The 21,729-nt window shown below is 72.5% G+C and carries 19 protein-coding genes; 12 read left to right on the forward strand and 7 right to left on the reverse strand.

Annotated features, from left to right (window positions below):
* Nucleotides 1-47 precede the first annotated feature (47 nt).
* Both OHB04_RS25235 and OHB04_RS25240 read right to left on the reverse strand, forming a co-directional pair.
* Complete coding sequence (locus OHB04_RS25235; RefSeq protein ID WP_326689934.1) at nucleotides 48-920, reverse strand: aldo/keto reductase; 873 nt, start codon at nucleotides 918-920, stop codon at nucleotides 48-50.
* Nucleotides 921-1,230: 310 nt separating this feature from the next.
* The gene (locus OHB04_RS25240; protein WP_326808380.1) at nucleotides 1,231-1,944 is read right to left on the reverse strand and encodes a type 1 glutamine amidotransferase domain-containing protein; all 714 of its coding nucleotides are present in this window, start codon (nucleotides 1,942-1,944) and stop codon (nucleotides 1,231-1,233) included.
* Between the two features lie 360 nt (nucleotides 1,945-2,304).
* Between OHB04_RS25240 and OHB04_RS25245 the strand changes: the two genes are divergently transcribed.
* Nucleotides 2,305-3,255 carry a LysR family transcriptional regulator gene (locus OHB04_RS25245; RefSeq protein ID WP_326689936.1) on the forward strand — a complete coding sequence of 317 codons (951 nt, stop codon included), beginning with the start codon at nucleotides 2,305-2,307 and terminating at the stop codon, nucleotides 3,253-3,255.
* A gap of 114 nt (nucleotides 3,256-3,369) precedes the next feature.
* Here OHB04_RS25245 and OHB04_RS25250 read toward each other — a convergent pair whose 3' ends face one another.
* Nucleotides 3,370-4,749 (reverse strand): diaminopimelate decarboxylase, encoded by a 1,380-nt coding sequence (locus tag OHB04_RS25250; RefSeq protein ID WP_326808381.1) that lies wholly within the window; start codon nucleotides 4,747-4,749, stop codon nucleotides 3,370-3,372.
* Between the two features lie 157 nt (nucleotides 4,750-4,906).
* On the opposite strand from OHB04_RS25250, the gene hutU reads away from it, so the two are divergent.
* The 4 genes from hutU (at nucleotide 4,907) to hutI (ending at nucleotide 10,497) form a co-directional block, all read left to right on the forward strand.
* A complete protein-coding gene (gene hutU / locus OHB04_RS25255) occupies nucleotides 4,907-6,595 on the forward strand; it encodes a urocanate hydratase (protein ID WP_326689938.1) in 1,689 nt (562 codons plus the stop codon).
* A 95-nt stretch (nucleotides 6,596-6,690) separates the two neighbouring features.
* The gene (locus tag OHB04_RS25260; RefSeq protein ID WP_326808382.1) at nucleotides 6,691-7,869 is read left to right on the forward strand and encodes an allantoate amidohydrolase; all 1,179 of its coding nucleotides are present in this window, start codon (nucleotides 6,691-6,693) and stop codon (nucleotides 7,867-7,869) included.
* An 83-nt stretch (nucleotides 7,870-7,952) separates the two neighbouring features.
* Nucleotides 7,953-9,308, forward strand: coding sequence for a formimidoylglutamate deiminase (locus OHB04_RS25265; protein WP_326692892.1), 1,356 nt, complete (start codon nucleotides 7,953-7,955; stop codon nucleotides 9,306-9,308).
* A 10-nt stretch (nucleotides 9,309-9,318) separates the two neighbouring features.
* Entirely contained in the window at nucleotides 9,319-10,497 is a 1,179-nt protein-coding gene (hutI, locus tag OHB04_RS25270; RefSeq protein ID WP_326689940.1) for an imidazolonepropionase, read from the forward strand.
* A 40-nt stretch (nucleotides 10,498-10,537) separates the two neighbouring features.
* Here hutI and OHB04_RS25275 read toward each other — a convergent pair whose 3' ends face one another.
* A complete protein-coding gene (locus OHB04_RS25275; RefSeq protein WP_326689941.1) occupies nucleotides 10,538-11,719 on the reverse strand; it encodes a serine hydrolase domain-containing protein in 1,182 nt (393 codons plus the stop codon).
* A 369-nt stretch (nucleotides 11,720-12,088) separates the two neighbouring features.
* On the opposite strand from OHB04_RS25275, the gene OHB04_RS25280 reads away from it, so the two are divergent.
* Nucleotides 12,089-13,654, forward strand: coding sequence for an MFS transporter (locus OHB04_RS25280; protein WP_326808383.1), 1,566 nt, complete (start codon nucleotides 12,089-12,091; stop codon nucleotides 13,652-13,654).
* Entirely contained in the window at nucleotides 13,651-14,178 is a 528-nt protein-coding gene (locus tag OHB04_RS25285) for a MarR family winged helix-turn-helix transcriptional regulator (RefSeq protein WP_326808384.1), read from the forward strand. Before OHB04_RS25280 ends, OHB04_RS25285 begins: the two co-directional genes overlap by 4 nt.
* Before the next feature lie 147 nt (nucleotides 14,179-14,325).
* Here OHB04_RS25285 and OHB04_RS25290 read toward each other — a convergent pair whose 3' ends face one another.
* Together OHB04_RS25290 and OHB04_RS25295 are read right to left on the reverse strand one after the other, a co-directional pair.
* Entirely contained in the window at nucleotides 14,326-14,724 is a 399-nt protein-coding gene (locus OHB04_RS25290) for a nuclear transport factor 2 family protein (protein ID WP_326689944.1), read from the reverse strand.
* 92 nt (nucleotides 14,725-14,816) lie between these two features.
* Complete coding sequence (locus OHB04_RS25295; protein WP_326808385.1) at nucleotides 14,817-15,266, reverse strand: winged helix-turn-helix transcriptional regulator; 450 nt, start codon at nucleotides 15,264-15,266, stop codon at nucleotides 14,817-14,819.
* Nucleotides 15,267-15,724: 458 nt separating this feature from the next.
* On the opposite strand from OHB04_RS25295, the gene OHB04_RS25300 reads away from it, so the two are divergent.
* Together OHB04_RS25300 and OHB04_RS25305 are read left to right on the forward strand one after the other, a co-directional pair.
* Nucleotides 15,725-16,594 carry a MerR family transcriptional regulator gene (locus OHB04_RS25300; RefSeq protein WP_326808386.1) on the forward strand — a complete coding sequence of 290 codons (870 nt, stop codon included), beginning with the start codon at nucleotides 15,725-15,727 and terminating at the stop codon, nucleotides 16,592-16,594.
* Nucleotides 16,591-17,841: a glycosyltransferase gene (locus OHB04_RS25305; protein ID WP_326808387.1), complete on the forward strand. Its 1,251-nt coding sequence runs from the start codon at nucleotides 16,591-16,593 to the stop codon at nucleotides 17,839-17,841. Before OHB04_RS25300 ends, OHB04_RS25305 begins: the two co-directional genes overlap by 4 nt.
* Before the next feature lie 221 nt (nucleotides 17,842-18,062).
* Here the strand turns inward: OHB04_RS25305 and OHB04_RS25310 are convergent, their stop codons facing one another.
* Nucleotides 18,063-19,061, reverse strand: a complete 999-nt coding sequence (locus tag OHB04_RS25310) for an RNA polymerase sigma factor SigF (protein WP_326689948.1) — start codon at nucleotides 19,059-19,061, stop codon at nucleotides 18,063-18,065.
* A gap of 259 nt (nucleotides 19,062-19,320) precedes the next feature.
* Between OHB04_RS25310 and OHB04_RS25315 the strand changes: the two genes are divergently transcribed.
* The 3 genes from OHB04_RS25315 to OHB04_RS25325 all read left to right on the forward strand — a co-directional run bounded on the left by OHB04_RS25315 (nucleotide 19,321) and on the right by OHB04_RS25325 (nucleotide 21,575).
* Nucleotides 19,321-19,701 carry an STAS domain-containing protein gene (locus OHB04_RS25315; RefSeq protein WP_326689949.1) on the forward strand — a complete coding sequence of 127 codons (381 nt, stop codon included), beginning with the start codon at nucleotides 19,321-19,323 and terminating at the stop codon, nucleotides 19,699-19,701.
* Between the two features lie 196 nt (nucleotides 19,702-19,897).
* A complete protein-coding gene (locus OHB04_RS41910) occupies nucleotides 19,898-20,551 on the forward strand; it encodes an ATP-binding protein (protein WP_405803937.1) in 654 nt (217 codons plus the stop codon).
* Nucleotides 20,552-20,810: 259 nt separating this feature from the next.
* Nucleotides 20,811-21,575, forward strand: coding sequence for an LPXTG cell wall anchor domain-containing protein (locus tag OHB04_RS25325; RefSeq protein WP_326689950.1), 765 nt, complete (start codon nucleotides 20,811-20,813; stop codon nucleotides 21,573-21,575).
* Nucleotides 21,576-21,729: the final 154 nt, after the last annotated feature.

The raw sequence follows: 21,729 nt of genomic DNA on the forward strand, positions 1-21,729 counted from the left end.
CCGGGGGCGGAGCGGGAGGCGGCGGCGGAGGCGCTGCCTTGGGTGGGTCAGACCGCGTCGGCCAGCGCCTGGAACTCCCCGTCGCTCAGCGTGATCCGCGCGGCCTCGGCGTTCTCCTCCAGGTGCGCCACCCGTGAGGTGCCGGGGATCGGCAGCATCACCGGCGAACGGCGCAGCAGCCAGGCCAGCGCGAGCTGGGAGGGCGAGGAGCTGTGCTCCTTGGCGGCGGCGTCCAGCGGGCCGCCCGGCCGCGCCAGCTCGCCGGTGGCCATCGGGAACCACGGAATGAACGCGAGGTTCTCCTGCTCCGCGTACTCCAGTACATCCTCCGCGCTCCGGTTGGCGAGGTTGTAGAGGTTCTGCACGGAGACGATCTCCGCCAGCTCCCTGGCCTCCTTCACCTGCGCGACCGTCACCTCGGACAGTCCGATGTGGCGGATCTTGCCCTCCTGCTGGAGCAGCACCAGCTCGCCGAGCTGGTCGGCGAGCGGCACCTGCGCGTCGATGCGGTGGAGCTGGTACAGGCCGATGCGCTCGACGCCGAGGTGACGCAGGCTCAGCTCGGTCTGCTGCCGCAGGTACTCGGGCCGCCCCACGGGAAGCCACTCATCGGGCCCCGGACGGGTCAGGCCACCCTTGGTGGCGATGACCAGGTCGTCCGAGTAGGGGTGCAGGGCCTCGCGGATCAGCCGCTCGCTGACGAAGGGGCCGTAGGAGTCGGCCGTGTCGATGAAGTTGACGCCCAGCTCGACGGCGCGGCGCAGCACCCGTATCGCCTCGTCCGGGTCCTTGGGCTCACCCCAGATGCCGGGCCCCGTGAGCTGCATCGCGCCGTAACCGAGCCGGTTGACGGGCAGGTCCCCGCCGAGGGCGAAGGTGCCGGAGGCGTCGGCGGGGCGGGTGGGGGAGGTCGTGCTCATGACTGTTTCCTTTCGATGGGCGGCCGGGAGGGTGCCCGTGACGCCGTGACTGCTGAGATGCGCTGAGTCTGTCGAGACCGCTGATGACTCTTGGTGTGGTGAACGCCCCCGAACGGGCGCGTCTTCCCGATGACGGGTCCGGTCGTCGGCTCCCGGGCCCTGGCCAGGGGCAGGGCCCGGGAGCGCGGGCGTGTGTGGCTGTGCGGGCATGGGGCCGTGCGGTGGGATGCGAGTGGTGCGGCGGCGGAAGGCGGGGGCGGGCCGGAGGGCCGGGGCGGCCCAGTCGGCCGGGTCGGGGCAGCTGTTCAGGTCAGGGCAGCTGTTTGAGGAGCTGCTCGGCGACCGGGGCGGCGGAGGCCGGGTTCTGGCCGGTGACCAGGTTGCGGTCCACGACCACGTGCGGGGACCACGGCTGGCCCTCCTGGAAGTCGGCGCCGATCTCGGCCAGGCGGTCCTGGAGCAGCCACTTCGCGTTGTCGGCCAGACCCGCCTGGCGTTCCTCGTCGTTGGTGAACCCGGTCAGCCGGTATCCGGCGAACGCGTTGCCGCCCTCCTGGGCGTGGGCGGCCAGGAGGGCGGCGGGCGCGTGGCACACCAGCCCGAGCGGCTTGCCCGAGGCCAGCGTTCGCACCAGCAGCGTGCCCGAGTCGGTGTCCTCGGCCAGGTCCTCCATGGGCCCGTGGCCGCCGGGGTAGAAGACCGCTTCGTAGCCGGCGGGGCCGCCGGAGGCGTCGAGCCGTACGTCTTCGATGCTGAACGGCTTCTGCAATTCGGTGAAGGACTCCAGACCGGCCGCGATACGGTCCGCGTTCTCCTGGCCGCCGTTGACGTCGGCGGCGAGGCTGCCCTGGTCGACGGTGGGGACGACGCCGCCGGGTGTGGCCACGGCGATCTGGTGGCCCGCCGCCTTGAACACCTCGTACGGCGCGAACGCCTCCTCCGCCCAGAAGCCGGTGGGGTGCCGGGTGCCGTCGGCGAGCGTCCAGTGGTCGGCGCCAGTCATCACGAAAAGGATCTGCGACATGTCGTTCTCCGGAGCGTCGAGGGCTTGTTCCCTGTTCCCGCAGGGTCACACGCTGACGATCCGTACGTAGGACGTCAGCTCGCCGCGTGTCCGACCGTAGGTCGGCGAGCCATCGAAATCCAATAGGCTGGTCTCTGTCAGACATAGGGATTCCTATGAGACTCGCGGTTCGGATCATGAGGGGCCGGGGGAGCGCGTACGGGGAGGAGAGGCGCGGTGGGCAGCGGTGAGGGCCCGGAGGCGGGGACGTCCAGGAGGGCGGGGGCACCACGGCCGTCAGAGTCCGTACGGTCGACCGGGCCCTCCCGTTCGTCCGAGCCCCCACGGCCGACCGGGACACCGGTGTCGCCCGGCTCGCCCGTGCCAGAAGGCGCTGGGCCGCCCCCGCCAAGTTCCGGGCCGCAGGATCTGAACCTGCTGCGTACCTTCCTGGCCGTCCACCGCGCCGGTTCGTTCACCGCCGCCGCGCGGTTGCTGGGCCTGTCCCAGCCGACCGTCACCGCGCAGATCCGCGCTCTGGAGCGGCAGACGGGGCGCGAGCTGTTCGCGCGGCTGTCGCGCGGGGTCGCCCCGGCGCCGTACGCCGACGAGCTGGCGGCCCGCGTCGTCGGCCCGCTGGACGCGCTGGCGGAGCTGGCGGCCGGGCCGGGGCCGGGCTCCGGTGACGGGCCCGCGTCCGGCGAGCCCGTCCATCTGGCGGGGCCCGCCGAGCTGCTGAGCCTGCGCGCGCTGCCCGCGCTGGCACCTCTCGTCGACCAGGGGGTGCGGCTGCGCGTCGTCACCGGGCTGACCGACCCGCTCCTGGAGGGGCTGCGGGTCGGCCGCCACGACCTGGTCCTTGCGACGACCCGGCCCCGGGAGCGGGCGCTGAGCACCGTGCCGCTGATGGACGAGGAGTTCGTCCTCGTCGCCGCGCCCGGCACCGCCGCCCGCGTCGGCGGCCGGCAGCGGGTCTCCGCCGAGGGCCCCGCCGCGCTGCACGGCCTCCCGCTGGTCACCTACGCCGAGGACCTGCCCATCACCCGCCGCTACTGGCGCCACGTCTTCGGCCGCCGCCTCACCACCAGGGCCGCCGTCACCGTCCCGGACCTGCGCGGAGTGCTGGCGGCGGTCGTCGCGGGCGCGGGCTTCGCGGTCCTCCCGCGCTACCTGTGCGCCCCGGAACTGGACACCGGCCGCCTCGCCCTGCTCCACGCCCCCGAGGACCCCCCGCTCAACACCACCTACCTCGCCCGCCGCCCCGGCACGGCGGAGAACCCGGACGTGGCCCGCGTCAGCACCCGCCTCCGTCAGGCGGCGGGGGAGTGGTGAGAGCGGACGCGCCGTCCCGATCGTGGAGGGCTGTCCCTGTCCGGCCACGGTCGACATCGCATGACAAGCCCGGCAGCCGCGCCGCCGGTCCGGTGAACCGGTGCGGTCGCCGGATCAGCCGCGCAGCGCGTCGCGGTGTGCGGCCCCCGACTCCGTGACGATCGAGGCGAGGGACTGCGGCTCACGGACGGTCGCGAACGAGACCTCGTCGCCGTCGCGCTCCCCGTTCTCGGCGATCGTGAAGCCGTAAACCCCCGGCCGGGGCAGGGAGTTGTAGCCGAAGGGGGTGGAGAAATAGTACGCGCCGGTGTCCAGGAGGGCCGCGTGGTCGTCCTCGTCCAGCGGGGGGAGGGGTCGCTCGCGGGCGACCAGGTCGCCCGCGAAGCAGCAGGGGCCCGCCACGTCCTGCACGACGGGCGCGTCCGTCTTGGGGAGGCCCTTGGTGTCGTAGGCGGCGACGCGCAGGGGCCAGGAGTCGGGGACGAAGACGGTGCGCACGGCCAGCTGGGCTCCCGCGTGGGTGACGGCGATACGCCGGCCGCCCGCGCTCTTCGTGTACTCGACGCGCGCCACCACCGTGCCCGCCTTGGCCAGCAGCGCGCGGCCGAACTCGGTGACCAGGCCGTACGTGCCGGAGAAGAGCCCCGGCACGGTCTCGGCCAGCAGCCGTGCGTAGGCGGCGAAGGTGGGGGCCATCTCGTCGGAGTCGAAGTTGACGGGGAGGCCGCCGCCCAGGTCGAGGGTGTCGATCTGGCGCCTGCCCACCGCCGCGTTGATCTCCTCGGCCAGCTCGTACACGGCGGCGATCCCGCGCGCCATCAGCTCCAGCGGGATGCCCTGGGAGCCGACGTGCGCATGCAGCCGGGTGAGCCAGGGGCGGGTGCGGAACGCCTCGGTCAGCCACTCGCGCGCGCCCGGGTCGCGCAGCGGGAAGCCGAACTTGGAGGTGGCGGTCGCGGTGCTCATGGCGCCGATGGCGCCGCCGCCGACCTGGGGGTTTATCCGCAGCCCGATCGCGGCCGTCCCCGCCGGGCCACCTTCCCGGGCCCGGCCCCCGTCCTCGGCCATCAGCGCGTCGAGGCGGGCCAGTTCCCGCGGGTTGTCCGCGTTGAGCGCGATGCCTTCGACGAGGGCCTCGCGCAGCTCGGTGCGGGTCTTGGCGGGGGAGTCCAGCACGGTGTGCGCGGCGTCCACCCCGGCGGCGCGGGCGAGCGCCAGCTCGCCGGGGCTCGCGACCTCGCAGCCCAGCCCCTCGTCGGCGAGCAGCCGCAGCACCGGCACCAGCGAGGAGGCCTTGACGGCGAAGGTGTGCAGCACGGGCTGGTCCGGGGCGGCCACCTCGCGGAACGCGGCGTGCAGCGCGCGGGCCGACTCCCGTACGGCGGCGACGTCCAGCAGCCCTACGACCGGCGCGTGGTCGTCGGCCAGCAGTCCGCGCTCGACGGCGGCGCGTACGGCGAGGTCGCGGCGGTGGTTCAGGGGATCAGCACTCATGAGGCCAGCCAAACACGGCCGACCGGTGACAAGCACCCCATTGACTAAAAGTATTCAGTGAATAAGCTGGCTGAATATTTGCGCTACACGCGGTGCGCGCTCCGTGCCCCGTGTGGCCGTCAGCACACAACCGTCACCAGTCGAGGGAGGCAGGCCCATGGCCGGCACCGCAGGACCGCGCCCTGTAAGGGCACCGCGCGGCAGCGAACTGAGCGCGCTCGGATGGCAGCAGGAAGCCGCGCTGCGGATGCTCCAGAACAACCTCGACCCCGAGGTCGCCGAGCACCCCGACAAGCTCGTCGTCTACGGCGGCACGGGCAAGGCGGCCCGCGACTGGAACTCGTTCGACGCGATGATCCGCACCCTGCGCACGCTGCGCGACGACGAGACGATGCTCGTCCAGTCCGGCCGCCCCGTCGGCGTGATGACCACCCACGAGTGGGCGCCGCGCGTGCTGATCGCCAACTCCAACCTGGTGGGCGACTGGGCCAACTGGGAGGAGTTCCGCCGCCTGGAGCACCTCGGCCTGACCATGTACGGCCAGATGACGGCCGGTTCGTGGATCTACATCGGCACCCAGGGCATCCTCCAGGGCACGTACGAGACGTTCGCCGCCGTCGCCGCGAAGCTCGCCTCCCAGAAGGGGGACGACAGCGGCACCCTCGCCGGGACGATCACCCTCACCGCCGGGCTCGGCGGCATGGGCGGCGCGCAGCCGCTCGCCGTCACCATGAACGACGGCGTCGCGATCGTCGTCGAATGCGACCCCTCGCGCATCGAACGCCGTATCGAGCACGGCTATCTCGATGTACGCGCCGAGAGCGTGGCCGAGGCGCTGCGCCTCGCCGTCGAGGCGCGGGACGCCCGCCGCCCCCTCTCGATCGGGCTGCTCGGCAACGCCGCCGAGGTGCTGCCGCGCATGCTCGCGGACGGCGCGCCCATCGACATCGTCACCGACCAGACCTCGGCCCACGACCCCCTCGCCTACCTGCCCGTCGGTGTCGACTTCGCCGACATGGCGGCCTTCGCCGCCGAGAAGCCCGCCGACTTCACGCTGCGCGCCCGCGAGTCGATGGCCGCGCACGTGGAGGCCATGGTCGGCTTCAAGGACGCGGGCGCCGAGGTCTTCGACTACGGCAACTCCATCCGGGGCGAGGCCCAACTCGCCGGATACGCCCGCGCGTTCGACTTCCCCGGCTTCGTGCCCGCCTACATCCGCCCCCTCTTCTGCGAGGGCAAGGGCCCCTTCCGCTGGGCGGCGCTCTCCGGCGACCCGAAGGACATCGCGGCCACCGACCGCGCGCTCCTCGACCTGTTCCCCGAGAACGAGTCCCTCGCCCGCTGGCTGCGCCTCGCGGGCGAACGCGTGCACTACCAGGGACTGCCCGCGCGGATCTGCTGGCTCGGCCACGGGGACCGGGCCGCGGCCGGCGAACGCTTCAACGACATGGTCGCCTCGGGTGAGATCGCCGCGCCGCTCGTGCTGGGGCGCGACCACCTCGACTGCGGCTCGGTGGCCTCGCCGTACCGCGAGACCGAGGCCATGCGCGACGGGTCCGACGCCATCGCGGACTGGCCCATGCTGAACGCCATGGTCAACGTCGCCTCCGGCGCGACCTGGGTCTCCCTCCACCACGGCGGCGGCGTCGGCATGGGCCGCTCCCTGCACGCCGGCCAGGTCACGGTCGCCGACGGGACGGCGCTGGCGGGCGAGAAGCTGCGCCGCGTGCTGACGAACGACCCCGGGATGGGGGTCATCCGGCACGTCGACGCGGGCTACCCCGAGGCGGAGACGGTCGCCGCGGAGCGCGGGGTACGCGTGCCGATGCGGGAGGGCGACCGCTGATGTCGACGGATCCCACTGGTTGTGGGCAATCGGGCCGCCCGAGGGGCCCCCACGCCCCGCGGAACGATTGCCCACAACCGGCGTCCTTCCACAGCATGTGGAAAGACCTGCACCCGCTAGGTCGGCACAGCGGCGGCGGATACCGCCGCTACGCGTGGACGCCGGCTGACCGCGAGTGCCGGGAATGGTTCCGCGCCCAAGCGGAAAGCCGGGGCCTCGACTACGAGGTGGACCGGAACGGCAACCAATGGGCATGGCACGGCGACAGTGCCGGGAACGACGCAGTCGTGACCGGCTCGCACCTGGACTCCGTCCCGGACGGCGGCGCGTACGACGGCCCGCTGGGCGTCATCTCCGCGTTCGCCGCGTACGACGAACTCCGCGCCAGGAACGTGGGGTTCACCCGCCCCTTCGCCGTCGTCAACTTCGCCGACGAGGAGGGTGCCCGCTTCGGCCTGGCCTGCGTGGGCTCCCGCCTCGCCTCGGGCACGCTGAGCCGCGAGGCGGCCCACGCGCTGCGCGACGCGGACGGGATCACGCTGCCGCGGGCGATGGAGGCGGCGGGCCACGACCCGGCCGCGCTCGGCGCCGACCCCGAACGGATCGCCCGTATCGGCGCGTTCGTCGAGCTGCACATCGAGCAGGGCCGCGCGCTGGCGGAGACGTCCCACCCCGTGGCTGTCGCCTCCGCGATCTGGCCGCACGGCCGCTGGCGGTTCGACTTCCACGGCGAGGCCAACCACGCGGGCACCACCCGCCTGGAGGATCGCCGCGACCCGATGCTCACCTACGCCAACACCGTGCTCGCGGCCCGCAAGAAGGCCCGGCTGGCGGGGGCGCTGGCGACCTTCGGCAAGGTGGCGGTCGAGCCGAACGGCGTCAACGCCATCCCGTCCCTGGTCAGCGGCTGGCTCGACTCGCGTGCGCCCGATGAGGAGACCCTCGCCGGTGTCGTCGCCGAGATCGAGCGCGCCGCCGGGGAGCGGGGCGGTCGCGACGGGGTGGCGGTGCGGGTCACCCGCGAGTCGGCGACGCCGCTGGTGGAGTTCGACCACGCCCTTCGCGACACGCTCGCCGCGCGCCTGGGCGGGGTGCCCGTGCTGCCGACGGGCGCGGGACACGACGCGGGTATTTTGTCCGCTTCGGTCCCCACCGCCATGCTGTACGTCCGTAACCCCACCGGCGTCTCGCACTCACCCGCCGAGTCCGCCGGGGAGGACGACTGTGCGGCGGGTGTCACCGCGCTCGCCGACGTACTGGAAGGTCTCGTGTGACGACGACGAACGCGACAGCCGGTGACGGTGCGACAGCCGGTGGCGGCGCGGCAGCCGGTGGCGGCACGACGGGCGGCGCCGCCGTGGAGAAGACGTACTGGTGCGAGAGAGCCTGGCTCAACGGGACCGTGGAGCCGGGCGTCGCTTTGGAGACGACCTCCGACGGGCGCCTCGGCGCCGTCCGTACCGGCGTCGGGACCGCACCGCCCGGCGCCGTCCCGCTGCGCGGCCTCACCCTCCCCGGGATGGCGAACGCGCACTCGCACGCCTTCCACCGCGCCCTGCGCGGCACCGTCCAGGTCGGCTCCGGCACCTTCTGGACCTGGCGGGACGCCATGTACCAGACGGCGGCCCAGCTGACCCCCGACAGCTACTTCGCGCTGGCGAAGGCCGCGTACGCGGAGATGGCGCTGGCCGGGATCACCTGCGTGGGCGAGTTCCACTACCTGCACCACGCGCCGGGCGGGGAGCGCTACGACGACCCCAACGCCATGAGCCACGCGCTGGTCGCCGCCGCCGCCGAGGCGGGCATCCGCATCACGCTCCTGGACACCGTCTACCTGGCCTCCGGCATCGGCAGACGGGGCCGGGGCGAGGCCCCCACCCACAAGCAGCGGCGCTTCTCGGACGGTACGGCCGAGGCGTGGGCCGAACGGGTCTCCGCGTTCCGGCCCGAGGGTGCGCATGCGCGGGTCGGCGCGGCCATCCACTCCGTGCGGGCCGTCCCGGCGGCGGAGCTGGAGACCGTCGCCGCGTGGTCCGAGGAGCGGGGCGCGCCGCTGCACGTTCACCTGTCCGAGCAGACGGCCGAGAACGACGCCTGCGAACAGGCGCACGGGCTGACCCCGACCGGGCTGCTGGCCGAGCACGGCGTGCTCGGCCCCCGGACGACCGCCGTACACGCCACCCACCTGACGGATGACGACATCCGCCGCATCGGCACCTCCAGCACCGGTGTGTGCATGTGTCCCACCACCGAACGCGACCTGGCCGACGGCATCGGCCCCGCGCCCGCCCTCGACCACGCCGGGTCCGCGCTGTCGCTGGGCAGTGACAGCCACGCCGTCATCGACCTGTTCGAGGAGGCCCGCGCCATGGAACTCGACGAGCGCCTCCGCAGCCGGACACGGGGTCACTGGACGGCGGACCAGCTGCTGCGGGCGGCCACCGAGAACGGGCACCTCGCGCTGGGCTGGCCCGAGACGGGCCGCCTGGAGACGGGCATGCTGGCCGATTTCACGACCGTCGCGCTGGATTCCGTCCGGACGGCGGGTCCCGTCCCGCGCCTCGCAGGGGAGACGGTGGTCTTCGCGGCGAGCGCGGCGGATGTCCGGCACACGGTGGTGGGGGGCCGACACGTGGTACGGGACGGTGCCCACGCGACGGTCGAATCCGTCCCGTCAGCCCTGACCGAAGCCATCGCCGCCCTCCGCCCGTAAAGGACGCCACATGCCGCCCGCCACCACAGCGATCACGAACATCAAGTCCCTGGTCACCAACGACCCCACCCAGGGCGACGAGTCGCCCCTGGGCATCATCGAGGACGCCACCCTCATCATCGAGGCCGGCGAAGTGACCTGGGCCGGCCCCACCCACAAGGCACCGGCCGCCGACACGGCTCACGACGCCCGTGGCAGGGCCGCGATCCCCGGCTTCGTCGACAGCCACTCCCACCTCCTGTTCGCAGGCGACAGAACCGCCGAGTTCAACGCCCGCATGTCCGGCCGCCCCTACACCGCCGGCGGCATCCGCACCACCGTGCGGGCGACCCGCGAGGCGAGCGAAGAGGCGCTGGCGGCCACCCTCACCGCGCACCTGCGCGAAATGCTGGCGCAGGGCACGACGACGGTGGAGACCAAGTCCGGCTACGGGCTGACGACCGACGACGAGGCCCGCGCCCTGCGCGTCGCCGCCGCGCACACGGAGGAGGTCACCTACCTCGGCGCGCACATCGTCGCCCCCGAGTACGCCGACGACCCCGACGCGTACACCGCCCTGGTGGCGGGCGAGATGCTCGACGCGTGCGCCCCGTACGCCCGCTGGGTGGACGTGTTCTGCGAGGAGGGTGCCTTCGGCGCCGACCAGGCGCGGGCCATCCTCACGGCGGGCAAGGCCAAGGGCCTGACCCCGCGCGTGCACGCCAACCAGCTCTCCTACGGGCCCGGCGTCCAGCTCGCCGTCGAACTGGGGGCCGCGTCCGCCGATCACTGCACCCACCTGACGGACGCCGACGTGGACGCGCTGGCGCAGGGCGGGACGGTCGCCACGCTGCTGCCCGGCTGCGAGTTCTCCACGCGCGCGGTCTACCCGGACGCGCGCCGGCTGCTGGACGCCGGGGCCACGGTCGCGCTGTCCACGGACTGCAACCCGGGCTCGTCCTTCACCTCGTCCGTGCCGTTCTGCGTCGCCATCGCCGTACGCGAGATGAACATGACCCCCGACGAGGCCCTGTGGTCCGCGACGGCGGGCGGCGCCCAGGCCCTCCGACGCACCGACATCGGCCGCCTGAGCCCGGGAGCCCGCGCCGACCTCGCCCTGCTGGACGCCCCCTCACATGTGCACCTCGCGTACCGCCCCGGCGTGCCGCTGGTGGCGGAGGTCTGGCGCCGGGGGGTACGCGAGGTGTGAGACGGGGCGCGCGACGCGCGGGGTGTCAGCGCGCGCCGCGTCAGCGATCGCTGTCGGCGCTCGGCGAGAAGGTCGCCTCCACGAGCCGTTCCCCGACCGGGTTCGTCTCCGTGGCCTTGGCCTCGGTCGAGTTGAGGGAGTAGACGAGCGTGCGGGACAGGTTCCTGGTCGCGGCGATCAGCGTGTTGTAGCCGGGCCGGGCGCCCGTCTTGGCCCAGACGATCCGCCCGCCGCCGGCGTCGTAGCGCTGGAGCCCGGCGCTGAATTGGGCGCCCTCCGCGTCGGGCAGGGTGAACATCTCCCTCTCCAGCAGCGGCTGCGGCACGATCTTGCCCTTGAACAGGGTGAACAGGAGCTTCTCCAGGTCCTCGGTGGTGGAGATCATGTCGCCCGCCGCCCACCGGTCGGACATGTTCCACTCCGTGGCGTCCACCAGCCTGCCGTCCTTGAGCTTCTGGTAGCCGCGGTTGTGCGGGCCGTGGATGCGCGGGTCGGGGCCGCCGGGGAAGGAGGTGTTCTCCATCCCCGCCGGACGCAGCACCTTCACCTCGGCCTGGTGCTCGTAGGAGTCGTCGGTGACCTTCTCGACGAGCATGCCGAGCACGGTGTAGTCGATGTTCGCGTACCGCTGCTTCTTGCCCGGCCCCTCGCCCTCCCCCTTGTAGGGTCCCTTGGCGACGGAGGCGGCGACGACGGCCTCGGGAGTGAGCGTCTTGAACCGGTTCTCGTACCCTTCCCCGTTCTCCGGCCCGAGGGTCGAGCCCGGCTGGAGCCCGCTGGTGAAGGTCAGCAGCTGCCGTACGGTGATCGGGTCGAACTCGTCCGTGAGCAGCCCCGGCAAGTAGTGCTGCACCGTCCCGTCGAGGTCGATGAGCCCCTCGGAGGCGAGCCGCAGTACGAGCGCCGAGGTGACGACCTTCGTGGTGGACCCCGCCCGGAACCGCGCCTCCGCCAGCGCAGGCCGCTGCGTACGCAGGTCGTGCACCCCGGCGCTCCTCCGCCAGTGCCCGATCCCGCCGACCCGCACCAGTGCCGCCGTGGTCTTCTCGTCCGGTACCCCCCGAAGGGCCTTCTTAAGGGCGCCCCGGTCCGGCCCCTCCTGGTGCTCCGCGACGGCGGGGTGCCGAGGCCCCTCCTCTGCGACGGCGACCCCGGCCCCCACGGGTCCCGCGGTAATGCCGAGGACGAGGACGGCGGCCACACCACGTATACGCGCTCTCAAAACATCCTCCAGAGGACTCACTCGAATGTCCCCTGATCCTCCCGACCCAGCACCCCCACCGAATCCTCCCCAGGCGCCCCTCGCCCCTGAAGCGACCCTGGCCCAACTGCCGGGCAGAGCAGGGAAGTTGTGAGGGTTGTCCCGTAGGGCCTGGCCCCCGGCCGCCCGGCCGTCCCGTCCCTGGCCGCCCGGCCCGGTACGCGTCGTGCGTCAGTAACGGCGGGTCGGCGCCCTGGGGTTGGGGCAGGGGCGGGGCCGACCCGGTGGGGTGGAAGCGGCGCAGTAGTTGTATGCTCACAATAGTTAGATGTACACAACTATTAAGTTTGGCGTACACAACTGTTCCTGGAAGCTGAAAGGGGCCGCCCCATGGGGGACGAACGGGGGGACATCGGGCTCACGCCGCGCCGGCGGATGCTGGTGCTGGCGATCTGCTGCATGTCACTGCTGATGGTCAGCCTCGACGTCACCGCGCTCAATGTGGCGCTGCCCGACATCCGCGAGGACCTGGACACCTCGGTGTCCGGTCTCCAATGGGTGGTCGACGCGTACACCCTCGTGCTGGCCGCGCTGCTGATGGCGGCCGGGTCGACGGCGGACCGGATCGGGCGGCGGCGGGTCTTCCGCTGGGGGCTCGCCATCTTCGTGGCCGGCTCCCTGCTGTGCAGCCTCGCGCCCAGCCTCGGCTGGCTGGTGGCGGCGCGCGCCCTCCAGGCGGTGGGCGGGTCCATGCTCAATCCCGTGGCGATGTCGATCATCACCAACACCTTCACCGAGCCCCGCGAACGCGCCCGCGCGATAGGCGTATGGGGCGGCGTCGTCGGTGTCAGCATGGCCGCCGGGCCCATCCTCGGCGGACTGCTCGTGGACGTCAGCGGCTGGCAGGCGATCTTCTGGGTGAACGTCCCCGTCGGCCTGGTGGCGCTGCTGCTCACCACCTTCTACGTCCCCGAGTCCCGTGCGCCCAGGGCCCGTCGCGTGGACCCCGTCGGCCAGGTGCTGATGATCGTCATGCTCGGCTCGCTGACCTACGGCATCATCGAGAGCCCGCACAGCGGGCTGACCTCGCCGCTGGTCCTCGGCTGCGGAGCGCTCGCGCTGGTGTCCCTCGTGGCGCTGCTCACCTACGAGTCGCGCCGCACCGAGCCGCTGATCGACCTGCGCTTCTTCCGCAGCGTGCCCTTCGCGGGGGCGACCGTCATCGCGGTGTGCGCCTTCGCCTCGCTGGGCGGCTTCCTGTTCCTGACGGCGCTCTACCTCCAGGACGTACGGGGCATGAGCGCGCTGCGCGCCGGTCTGTGCATGCTGCCGATGGCCCTCATGACGCTGGTCTTCGCACCGCTGTCCGGCCGCCTGGTCGGCTCGCGCGGACCGCGGCTGCCGCTGCTCGTCGCGGGGGCGGGCATGACGGCGGCCGGAGTGCTGTTCGCCTGCACCGCCTCGGCGGACCAGTCGCTGTGGGTGCTGTTCGGCGGCTACGTCGTCTTCGGGATCGGCTTCGGCCTGGTCAACGCGCCGATCACCAACACCGCCGTCTCCGGCATGCCCCGTGCGCAGGCGGGGGTGGCCGCCGCTGTCGCCTCCACCAGCCGCCAGGTCGGCTCCTCCCTCGGCGTCGCCGTCATCGGTGCCGTCATGGCCGCCTCCGCCACGGGCGACTCAAGCGCGGGCTTCCAGGGTGCCGAGCGCACCGCCTGGTGGATCATGTCCGGCTGCGGCCTGGCCGTCCTCGCCCTCGGCGCCCTCACCACGGGGGGCTGGGCACGGACGACGGCGGCCCGCGTGGCCGAGGACCTGGACGAGCCGCAGCCCGAGCCCGAGCCCGAGCCCGAGGCCGAGGCCGAGGCCGAGGCCGAGACCGGGCTGGTTGGCGGGGCGGGGAACGGGGGAGATAAGCGCGGAGCGTACCCGCGCGGCGAGGTGACGCCGAGATGAGTGACCAGACCGCCGTACAGGAGCCGAACGGGGACGCGGACGTGGACGCGAGCGTGAACGTGATCGCGGAGGCGGACCCGGGCGTGAACGCGGAAGCAGACCCGGGCGAGGAGACGGACGCCGCCGTGCGTGCGTGGCGCGGGCTGCGGACGCTGGTGCTGGAGACCGCCGACGTCCGGGCCAAGGTCACCGAGGCGTTGGGCATGAGCCACTTCCGGGCCAAGGCGCTCCGCCACATCGCCGTCGAGGGCCCCCTCACGCTCAGCGCGCTGGCCGCCGGGCTCTTCGCCGACGCGCCGCACACGACGGTCACCGTCGAACACCTCGTCCGGCGCGGCCTGGTCACCCGCGACCCCAACCCCGCAGACCGCCGCTCCAAGCTGGTCGCGGTCACGGCCGAGGGCGCGGCAGCCGCCGCCGAGATGACGCGCCTGACCGACACCCCACCGCCCGCGCTGCGCGACCTGCCCGCCGAGGACCTGGCGGCCCTGGAGCGCATCGTCAGCACGCTGACCCGTCCATGACCTTTCCGCGTCCGCCGGTGCTGTGACACAGGTGCTGTGACGGGAAGCCTGCCGGGCTGCCGGGCTGCCGGTCGAGCCGGGCGTGGAGGCGGCCGACGCGGGGGTTCGGGGCACCCGGTGCCCCGCGCCCGGTGTTCCGGTGCCGGTTTACAGGACGGCGTCCGTCTGTAGTGGTCCGGCGGTGATGCGCAGTGTCCTGACGCGCGCGGGATGCCCCTCGTCGAGGTAGTAGATGTGCATGAACGGGGCACGCACGACGTTGCCGGGTTCGGTCTTCTTCGCCATGGTGGCCTCGCCGCGCAGGAAGCAGACACCGTCCGCCGTGGTCCAGAACTCAAGGACCTCGTGGGTGATGTCCAGCGGCTCGTCGATCTTGACGAAGAACGCCTTGATGGCCTCTGCCCCGACCACATGGGCGGTTCCGAAGTACATCTCGGTCTCGTCGGTCAGGTGCGCGAACCCTTCTCCGAAGGAGAGCGTGTCGATCTCGCTCATGATCTGCGACACCCATTCCGGGGGTGCTGCCGGGGTCGCGGTGTGCGGCATCGTGCGTTCCTTTCGCGAGGTGGGCGAGCGGGATTGCGCTTGCCGTAACTAGTATCGTTTCACTACTAGTAGCAGAGTGCAACTATGCTCGTCTACGCTTCCGCGTCGAGCGGCACGAGAGTGGAGGCCTCGACGGGCTGATGGCAACCGCTGCACGCGAGATACGGCTCGGTCCTGTTCCCGCACGCCGTGTGCAGCAGTGGCCGGTCGTCGAGTTCCTGGCCGCCGGCCCGGACCTCCGCCCATCGGGTGACCGCCACGACGGCCGGCACGACCAGCTCGCGAGCGGCCTCGGTGAGCCGGTACTCGTACCAGGGCTTGTCGGACCGGTACGCCCGCTTTTCCAGCAGCCCCATCCCGGTCAGGTCGTTGAGCCGCGCGGTGAGGATGTTCGCCGAGATCCCCAGTGCGCGCTTGAGCTCCCCGAACCGGCGCACGCCGAAGAAGATCTCCCGCAGGATCCGGTAGTTCCAGCGTTCGGAGATCGCAGCCAGAAACGCCTGGCCGTGCTGGAAGGTGACGCGCTCGTCACTCTTGCCCACAAGGCACCCCTATTGGTATCGATTCGCAACTAGTGTAATTCTAGTACCACGGGGGCGCAGGGGGGAGGTGGGCATGACTGGCCGCCTGCGCCACCGAACCCGGGCGTACGTCGCGTGCTCGACGTGCCTTCCGCGACGGCACCCCAGGGGCGCGCGGCTTGGCCACGCGGGCGTGGCGGGCGGCCTTGTACGTCTCCGGCAGGAAGCGGTGCTCGACCGCCGTGCGGTTGCGATGTCGCCCTGATGTCCCGCAGCCAGGACAAGGTCGCGACCGGGCCGAGCACTTGGTCAACCCCTGACCCCCGCCGACAGGGGTTGACCCTCACGCGACGTCAGGCCGCACTCTTGGCGCGGTGCCCGCCCCGACGGGGGGCGTTGGGCACCGGACCACATGGCCGGACGCACAGGGCCGGACCGCACAGGGCCGGACCGGCACAGGAGAAGGGCGGCACGCGGGGATGTACTCAGTAGGACAGGTATCCGGCTTCGCCGGGGTGACGGTGCGCACGCTGCACCACTACGACCGGGCGGGCCTGCTCTCGCCCGGGGCCCGCAGCGCGGCCGGATACCGCCTCTACACCGACGCGGACCTGGCGTGTCTCCAGCAGATCCTCTTCTACCGCGAACTGGGCTTCCCCCTCGACGAGATCGCCGTGCTCGTCAAGGACCCGGAGACCGACGTCCTGAAGCATCTGCGAGGCCGCCACCGGCTGCTGACCGAGCAGTTCGCCAAGCTCGGGCGCCTGATCGAGGTCGCCGAGCGGGCCATGGAGGTGCGCGGCACCGGCGTGGAGCTCACGCCCGAGGAGCGGTTCGAGGTGTTCGGCGAGATTACCTTCGACCTCAGCTACGCCACCGAAGCCCACCTCAAGTGGGAGCACAGCGAGGGCCATCAGCGGTCCATGGCCAGCGCGGCCCGGCACACCAAGGAGGACTGGGCGCAGGTCATGGCCGAGGCCGCGCGCTGGCGGGAGCGGTTGCTGGCCGTCTTCGACGCGGGCGGGCCGCCGGACGGCGAAGCCGCCATGGATGTGGCAGAGGAGCACCGCGAGCACCTGACCCGCTGGTTCACCCCGTGCCCCGTCGACATGCACGGCAGGATCGCGGACGACTTCGCCGCCGACCCGCGCGCCTTCGCGCTGCTGGTGCCGCCCTCGGAGCAGCGCCCGGGGCTGGCCGGTTTCCTGCGTACGGCCATCTACGCGAACGCCGTACGGCAGGAACCGGATCCCGGCCCGGCCCCGGAGGAGGACCAGGTCGCGGCCGGGCCCCAGGAACCGGGCCGCGAGGAGGACCAGGACGCGGCCGGATCCCGGGAGCAGGCGTGAAGATCCTCATCGCCGCCGCCGGCTCCTACGGTGACATCGCCCCCTACACCGGCCTCGGTGCCCGCCTGCGGGAGGCCGGACACGAGGTGGCCGTCACCGCGCACGACACCCACACCGCCCTCATCCGGAACGCCGGACTGGAGCCGCGCCCCCTCCCCGCCGACCCGCGCGGGCACGGCGCGGCGAACCTGCGCGCCGCAGCCGCCTTCCTCAAGGACCTGGCCCCCGGCCTGATCCGGGCCACCGAAGCGGACGCTCCCGATCTGCTCCTGCTCTCCACCACGACGGCTCCGCTCGGCGCGCACCTTGCCGAGGCGCTGGGCGTCCCCGCGCTCGGCGTCCCGCTCCAACCCACCGAGCCCACCGGCGACTTCGCGCCACCGGCGGGCGGCGCCCGCTCCCTGGGGCGGCGCGGCAACCTGTGGGCCGGCCGCCTCTCGCAGCGCGTGGTCGACCGGCTCTACCGCGAGCCCGTACGCCTGCTCCGCGCCGGGCTGGGGCTGCCGCCGCTCACCGCGCGGGACGTGCGGCGCCGCAGGCGGGCGGCGGACGGGCCCGTCGTGCACGGCTTCAGCCCCGCGCTGCTCGCCCGTCCCGCCGACTGGCGCCCGGGGCTGACGGTCGCCGGCAACTGGTGGCCCCATCTCCCCCCGGACGCGCGCCTGCCCGCCGGCCTGGCGGACTTCCTCGCGTCGGGCCCGCCCCCGGTCTTCGTCGGCTTCGGCAGCATGTCCGCGGGAGAGCGTGGGGGAGAGCGGCTGGGCTCCGTCGTCGTACGTGCCCTGCGCCGTGCCGGTGTACGCGGCGTCCTCCAGGCGGGCGCGGCCGGGCTCTCACCGGGTGAGCACCTGGCGGACGGCGACATGCTGGCCGTCGGCCAGGTCCCGCACGAGCTGCTCTTTCCCCACCTCGCCGCCGTGGTGCACCACGCGGGCGCGGGCACCACGGCCGCGGCGCTGCGGGCGGGAGTGCCGGCCGTGCCCGTTCCCGTCACGGCCGACCAGCCGTTCTGGGCCGCGCGCCTGGCCGCCGTCGGCGCGGGCACGCCGCCCGTGCCGTTCGCGGCGCTGTCCGGGGCGGACGTGGACGCCGTGGACCGGCTCGCCGCCCCGGTCGAGCGCGCCGCCCAGGACCCGGCGCTGCGCGCGGCAGCCGCGCGGGTGGCCCGCCGCATGGCGGGGGAGGACGGCGCGGCCGAGGTCCTGCGCCAGGCGGAGTCCCTGGCCGAGCGCCCCCCGGCCACCTGAGCGAAGGGCGCTCCGGCCCGCACCGAGGGCGCTCCGGCCCGCACCGAGGACGCACGCTCCGGCCCGCACTGAGGGCGCTCGCCCGCACTGAGGGCGCTGACGCGCACCGAGGGCGCTTACGCGCACCGAGGGCCCGGTCGGACAGCCTTTACGGCGTCCGGCCGGGCCCTCGGCACGCGGATCCATACCGCCGACGGCTTCGGCAGCAGTACGGGCTCGCGTCACTCGTCGATCATCAGCCCCTTGCGGAGCTTGCCCAGCGTGCGGGACAGGAGGCGGGACACATGCATCTGTGAGATGCCCAGCTCCTCGCCGATCTCCGACTGGGTCATGTTGGCCACGAAACGCAGCGAGAGGATTCTGCGGTCGCGCGGGGGGAGTTCCGCGATCAAGGGCTTCAGGGACTCGACGTACTCGATGCCCTCAAGTCCGTGGTCCTCGTAGCCGATGCGGTCGGCCAGCGCGCCTTCGGTGTCGTCCTCTTCCGGCTGCGCGTCCAGTGAGCTGGCGGTGTAGGCGTTGCTCGCCGCCATCCCCTCGACGACCTCCTCCGTGGAGAGGTTCAGCCGCTTGGCCAGCTCCTCGACGGTGGGTGCGCGATCCAGGCGCTGGGCGAGTTCGTCGCCGGCCTTGGCCAGGTCCAGGCGCAGTTCCTGGAGGCGGCGGGGTACGCGTACCGACCAGGAGGTGTCGCGGAAGAAGCGCTTGATCTCGCCGACGATCGTCGGCATGGCAAAAGTGGGGAACTCGACGCCGCGGTCCAGCTCGAAGCGGTCGATCGCCTTGATCAGACCGATCGTGCCGACCTGGACGATGTCCTCCATGGGCTCGCTGCGCGAGCGGAAGCGGGAGGCCGCGAACTTCACCAGCGCGAGGTTGAGTTCGACGAGGGTGTTGCGCACGTAAGCGAATTCGTGCGTGCCCTCTTCGAGGTTCTCAAGCCGCTCGAAGAGCGTCTTGGACAGGGCCCGTGCGTCCAGCGGCCCCACCTCGTCGTACGGTGGGATCTCCGGGAGCTGGAGCTGGTCGATGAGGTCGGCTTCCGCTTCCTCGGCGACCTGCTCGGCGGCATCCTCGGCGGCCTGGTCGTGGACAAGAGAATCGTGGGTGGCGGGTCGGTCCGGCAGCCGGTCCGGGCGATGCTGCTCCGGGACGGCGGGAGCGTGCTGGACCAGCGCGTCGGCGCTGTCCGGTATCCCGTTGTCGAGCCGGGGTGACATGGCTGTCCTCCATTGTTTCTCGGCATATGGCTGCCGAAGCCGTGACGTGCACTACGGGGTGCGGCGCCTCCGAAGCCGACGTGGTTCTGTATGCCTACTAGACCTACCTGCTTCTCTACAGCCATAGCAAGTTCCTTTTGTCTGTATTTACCCCAAAACATAGGGTGTTCGGCTACCGGTAGTGCCGTGGAAGGCGTAGGGTTCGAACCGCTCGATGGGGGAAGCAGTGAGGACCCTTACGCGACCAGAAGGGGTGTGCATGGACCGCGGGATGCCCGGCAGCACCAGCCGGGGCCGGCTGACGGTCGACGTGCGGCACGTGGGAAACAGTGCCGTGGTGACTCCCGAGGGTGAGCTCGATCACCACACCGCTGATCTGTTGCGCGAGCCGTTGGAGCAGAGCGTCGAGGACGGATACAGCCGCCTGGTCGTGGACTGCTCACGGCTCCAGTTCTGCGACTCGACGGGGCTGAACGTCCTGCTCGGTGCCCGCCTCAAGGCGGAGGCCGAAGGTGGCGGTGTCCACTTGGCGGGCATGCTGCCCGTCGTGGCGCGGGTCTTCGAGATCACGGGTGCCAACGCGGTGTTCACCGTGCACGACGACCTCGAAGCGGCGCTCCGTCATCTGTCCGGGGCGTAACACCGGTGGTTCAGCGCGTCACCAGTGCGTTACGCGCGTCACACCGGTCCGTCCGAATCCGTGGGTGTTCTCACGGTGCGGCCGGGCAGGAGACCCTTCGAATCTGTCAGGCATTCGTGTACGGCGCGTACGGTCCGTGAGGGCTGTCGCGGGACGGCGAATAGGTAAAACCGGTGATCGGTGAGGTGAACCACTGATGAGCACCACCCGGCCGCACCCGGCGGGCGACTGCGGTCCGGAGCCCGAGGGCACCGCGTCGGCCGCCGCCGGGGGCGGGGGAGGTGACGCGGAGGTGCGGGCCGGTACGGATACGGGGAGCGGACCGACAGCCGGAGCCACCAACTCCGCTTCAGCGTCCGAACCCGAAAGGGGAAGTGGCGCCATGGGGACCGCTGCGGAGAGTGCCGCTTCTGTGGCCGCGCGGCAGACGGGCCAGTCCATGCGGCAGGTCCGCAGGCTGCGGCTCGTCGGCGCCAGCGGCGCCGTACCGCGCGCACGTGATTTCACCCGCCAGGCGCTCCAGGACTGGGGCTGGCTGCCCGCCGCCACCGCCGACCAGCGCGCCGCCGCAGAGGACGTCCTCCTCGTCGTCTCGGAGCTGGTCACCAACGCCTGCCTGCACGCCAGCGGGCCCGAGGAGCTGAGGGTCGGCGCCAGCTCGAAGGTGCTGCGCCTGGAGATCGTCGACCTCGGCAGCGGCTCGCCGGCCCCCAGGACCCCGCACCGCGCGGGCCGCCCCGGCGGGCACGGGATGTTCATAGTCCAGCGCCTGTGCCTCGACTGGGGCGTGGTGCGCAACGCCGAGGGCCCCGGCAAGACGGTCTGGGCCGAGCTGGCGGCGCCCAGCTGACGCACGCTCACCCGCGCACGCGCAACGGCACGGCGCGCACCCGGCGTACGGCACGCACAACGGCACAGCACCCCGATGACATACGGGCAGGGCCCGGCGGAGCGGATTCCGCCGGGCCCTGCCCATATGCCTTCTTGTGGGAACGGGGCGGCACTTGGGGCGCGGGATCCCTTCCATCGGTAAGACGGCGGGCGTACTGTCAGCGCCCGATCTGATGTGTCGTCAGTAACTTGCGAACAAGGATGAAGGGGGAACCCCGGTGTCCCACAGCAAGAAACGCCACACCCGCAACGCCGCAGCCACGGCGGTCGCGGCCCTCGTCGCCGGATCAGCGGTGCTGCTGTCGGCTCCGGCCGCGAGCGCCGAGACGGTCGACGTCGACTACCAGTGCAAGACGCCCATCGGCGACAAGAGCGCCGTCTCGCCGATCGACATCAAGGGCACCAAGAGCGGCAGCGGCTACAAGCTGTCCATGTCCTTCGAGAAGGGTGTCTCCTCCAGCCCCGTCGAGCTGGGCAAGGGCGCCATGAAGCCCAGCGCGCTGGTCAAGCTCGGCGGCGCCGAGACCGGCAACGTCTCCATGAGCGGGCCGGCCAACGACAAGGCCATCCCCGCCAACACACCCATCAAGATCTCGACCCTGTCCGGCACGTACACCCCGAAGAAGAGCGGCAAGGTCACCTTCACCGCCAGCACCCTCACCATCAAGGCGCTGGGCACCACCACCACCTGCAACCCCAAGAACAACCCCAAGCCCTCCCTCACCCTCGACGTGGAGGCGGCGGCCAGCAGTGGCGGTGGTTCCACGGGCGGTGACACGGGCGGCGACACCGGCGGCAGCACGGCCAGCGGTGGCGCGGCGGCGAGCGGCGGCAGCCAGTCGGCGCCCAGCGGTGGCGAACTGCCCAAGACCGGCCCCGCGGACTCCGCGGTCGCGCTCGGCACGCTCGGCGGCACGGTGCTCCTCGCCGGAGTGGCCGGAACCCTGTGGGTGACGCGGCGCAGGGCCGCGGTGCGGCACTAGGCCGTGGGGGGCCGTACAGCGCACGGCCGAGGCGTACGTCCGACGGCGGACCGCCGGGCTGTCCCCACGACAGCCCGTCCGGCTTCCGCACGCGGTACGTCCGCACGCCGCGCGCCCTCCGCACCGCCCTCCGCCCCCCGCACACCCGCGCCCC

The organism is Streptomyces sp. NBC_01775, from assembly GCF_035917675.1.
Lineage (GTDB): Bacteria > Actinomycetota > Actinomycetes > Streptomycetales > Streptomycetaceae > Streptomyces.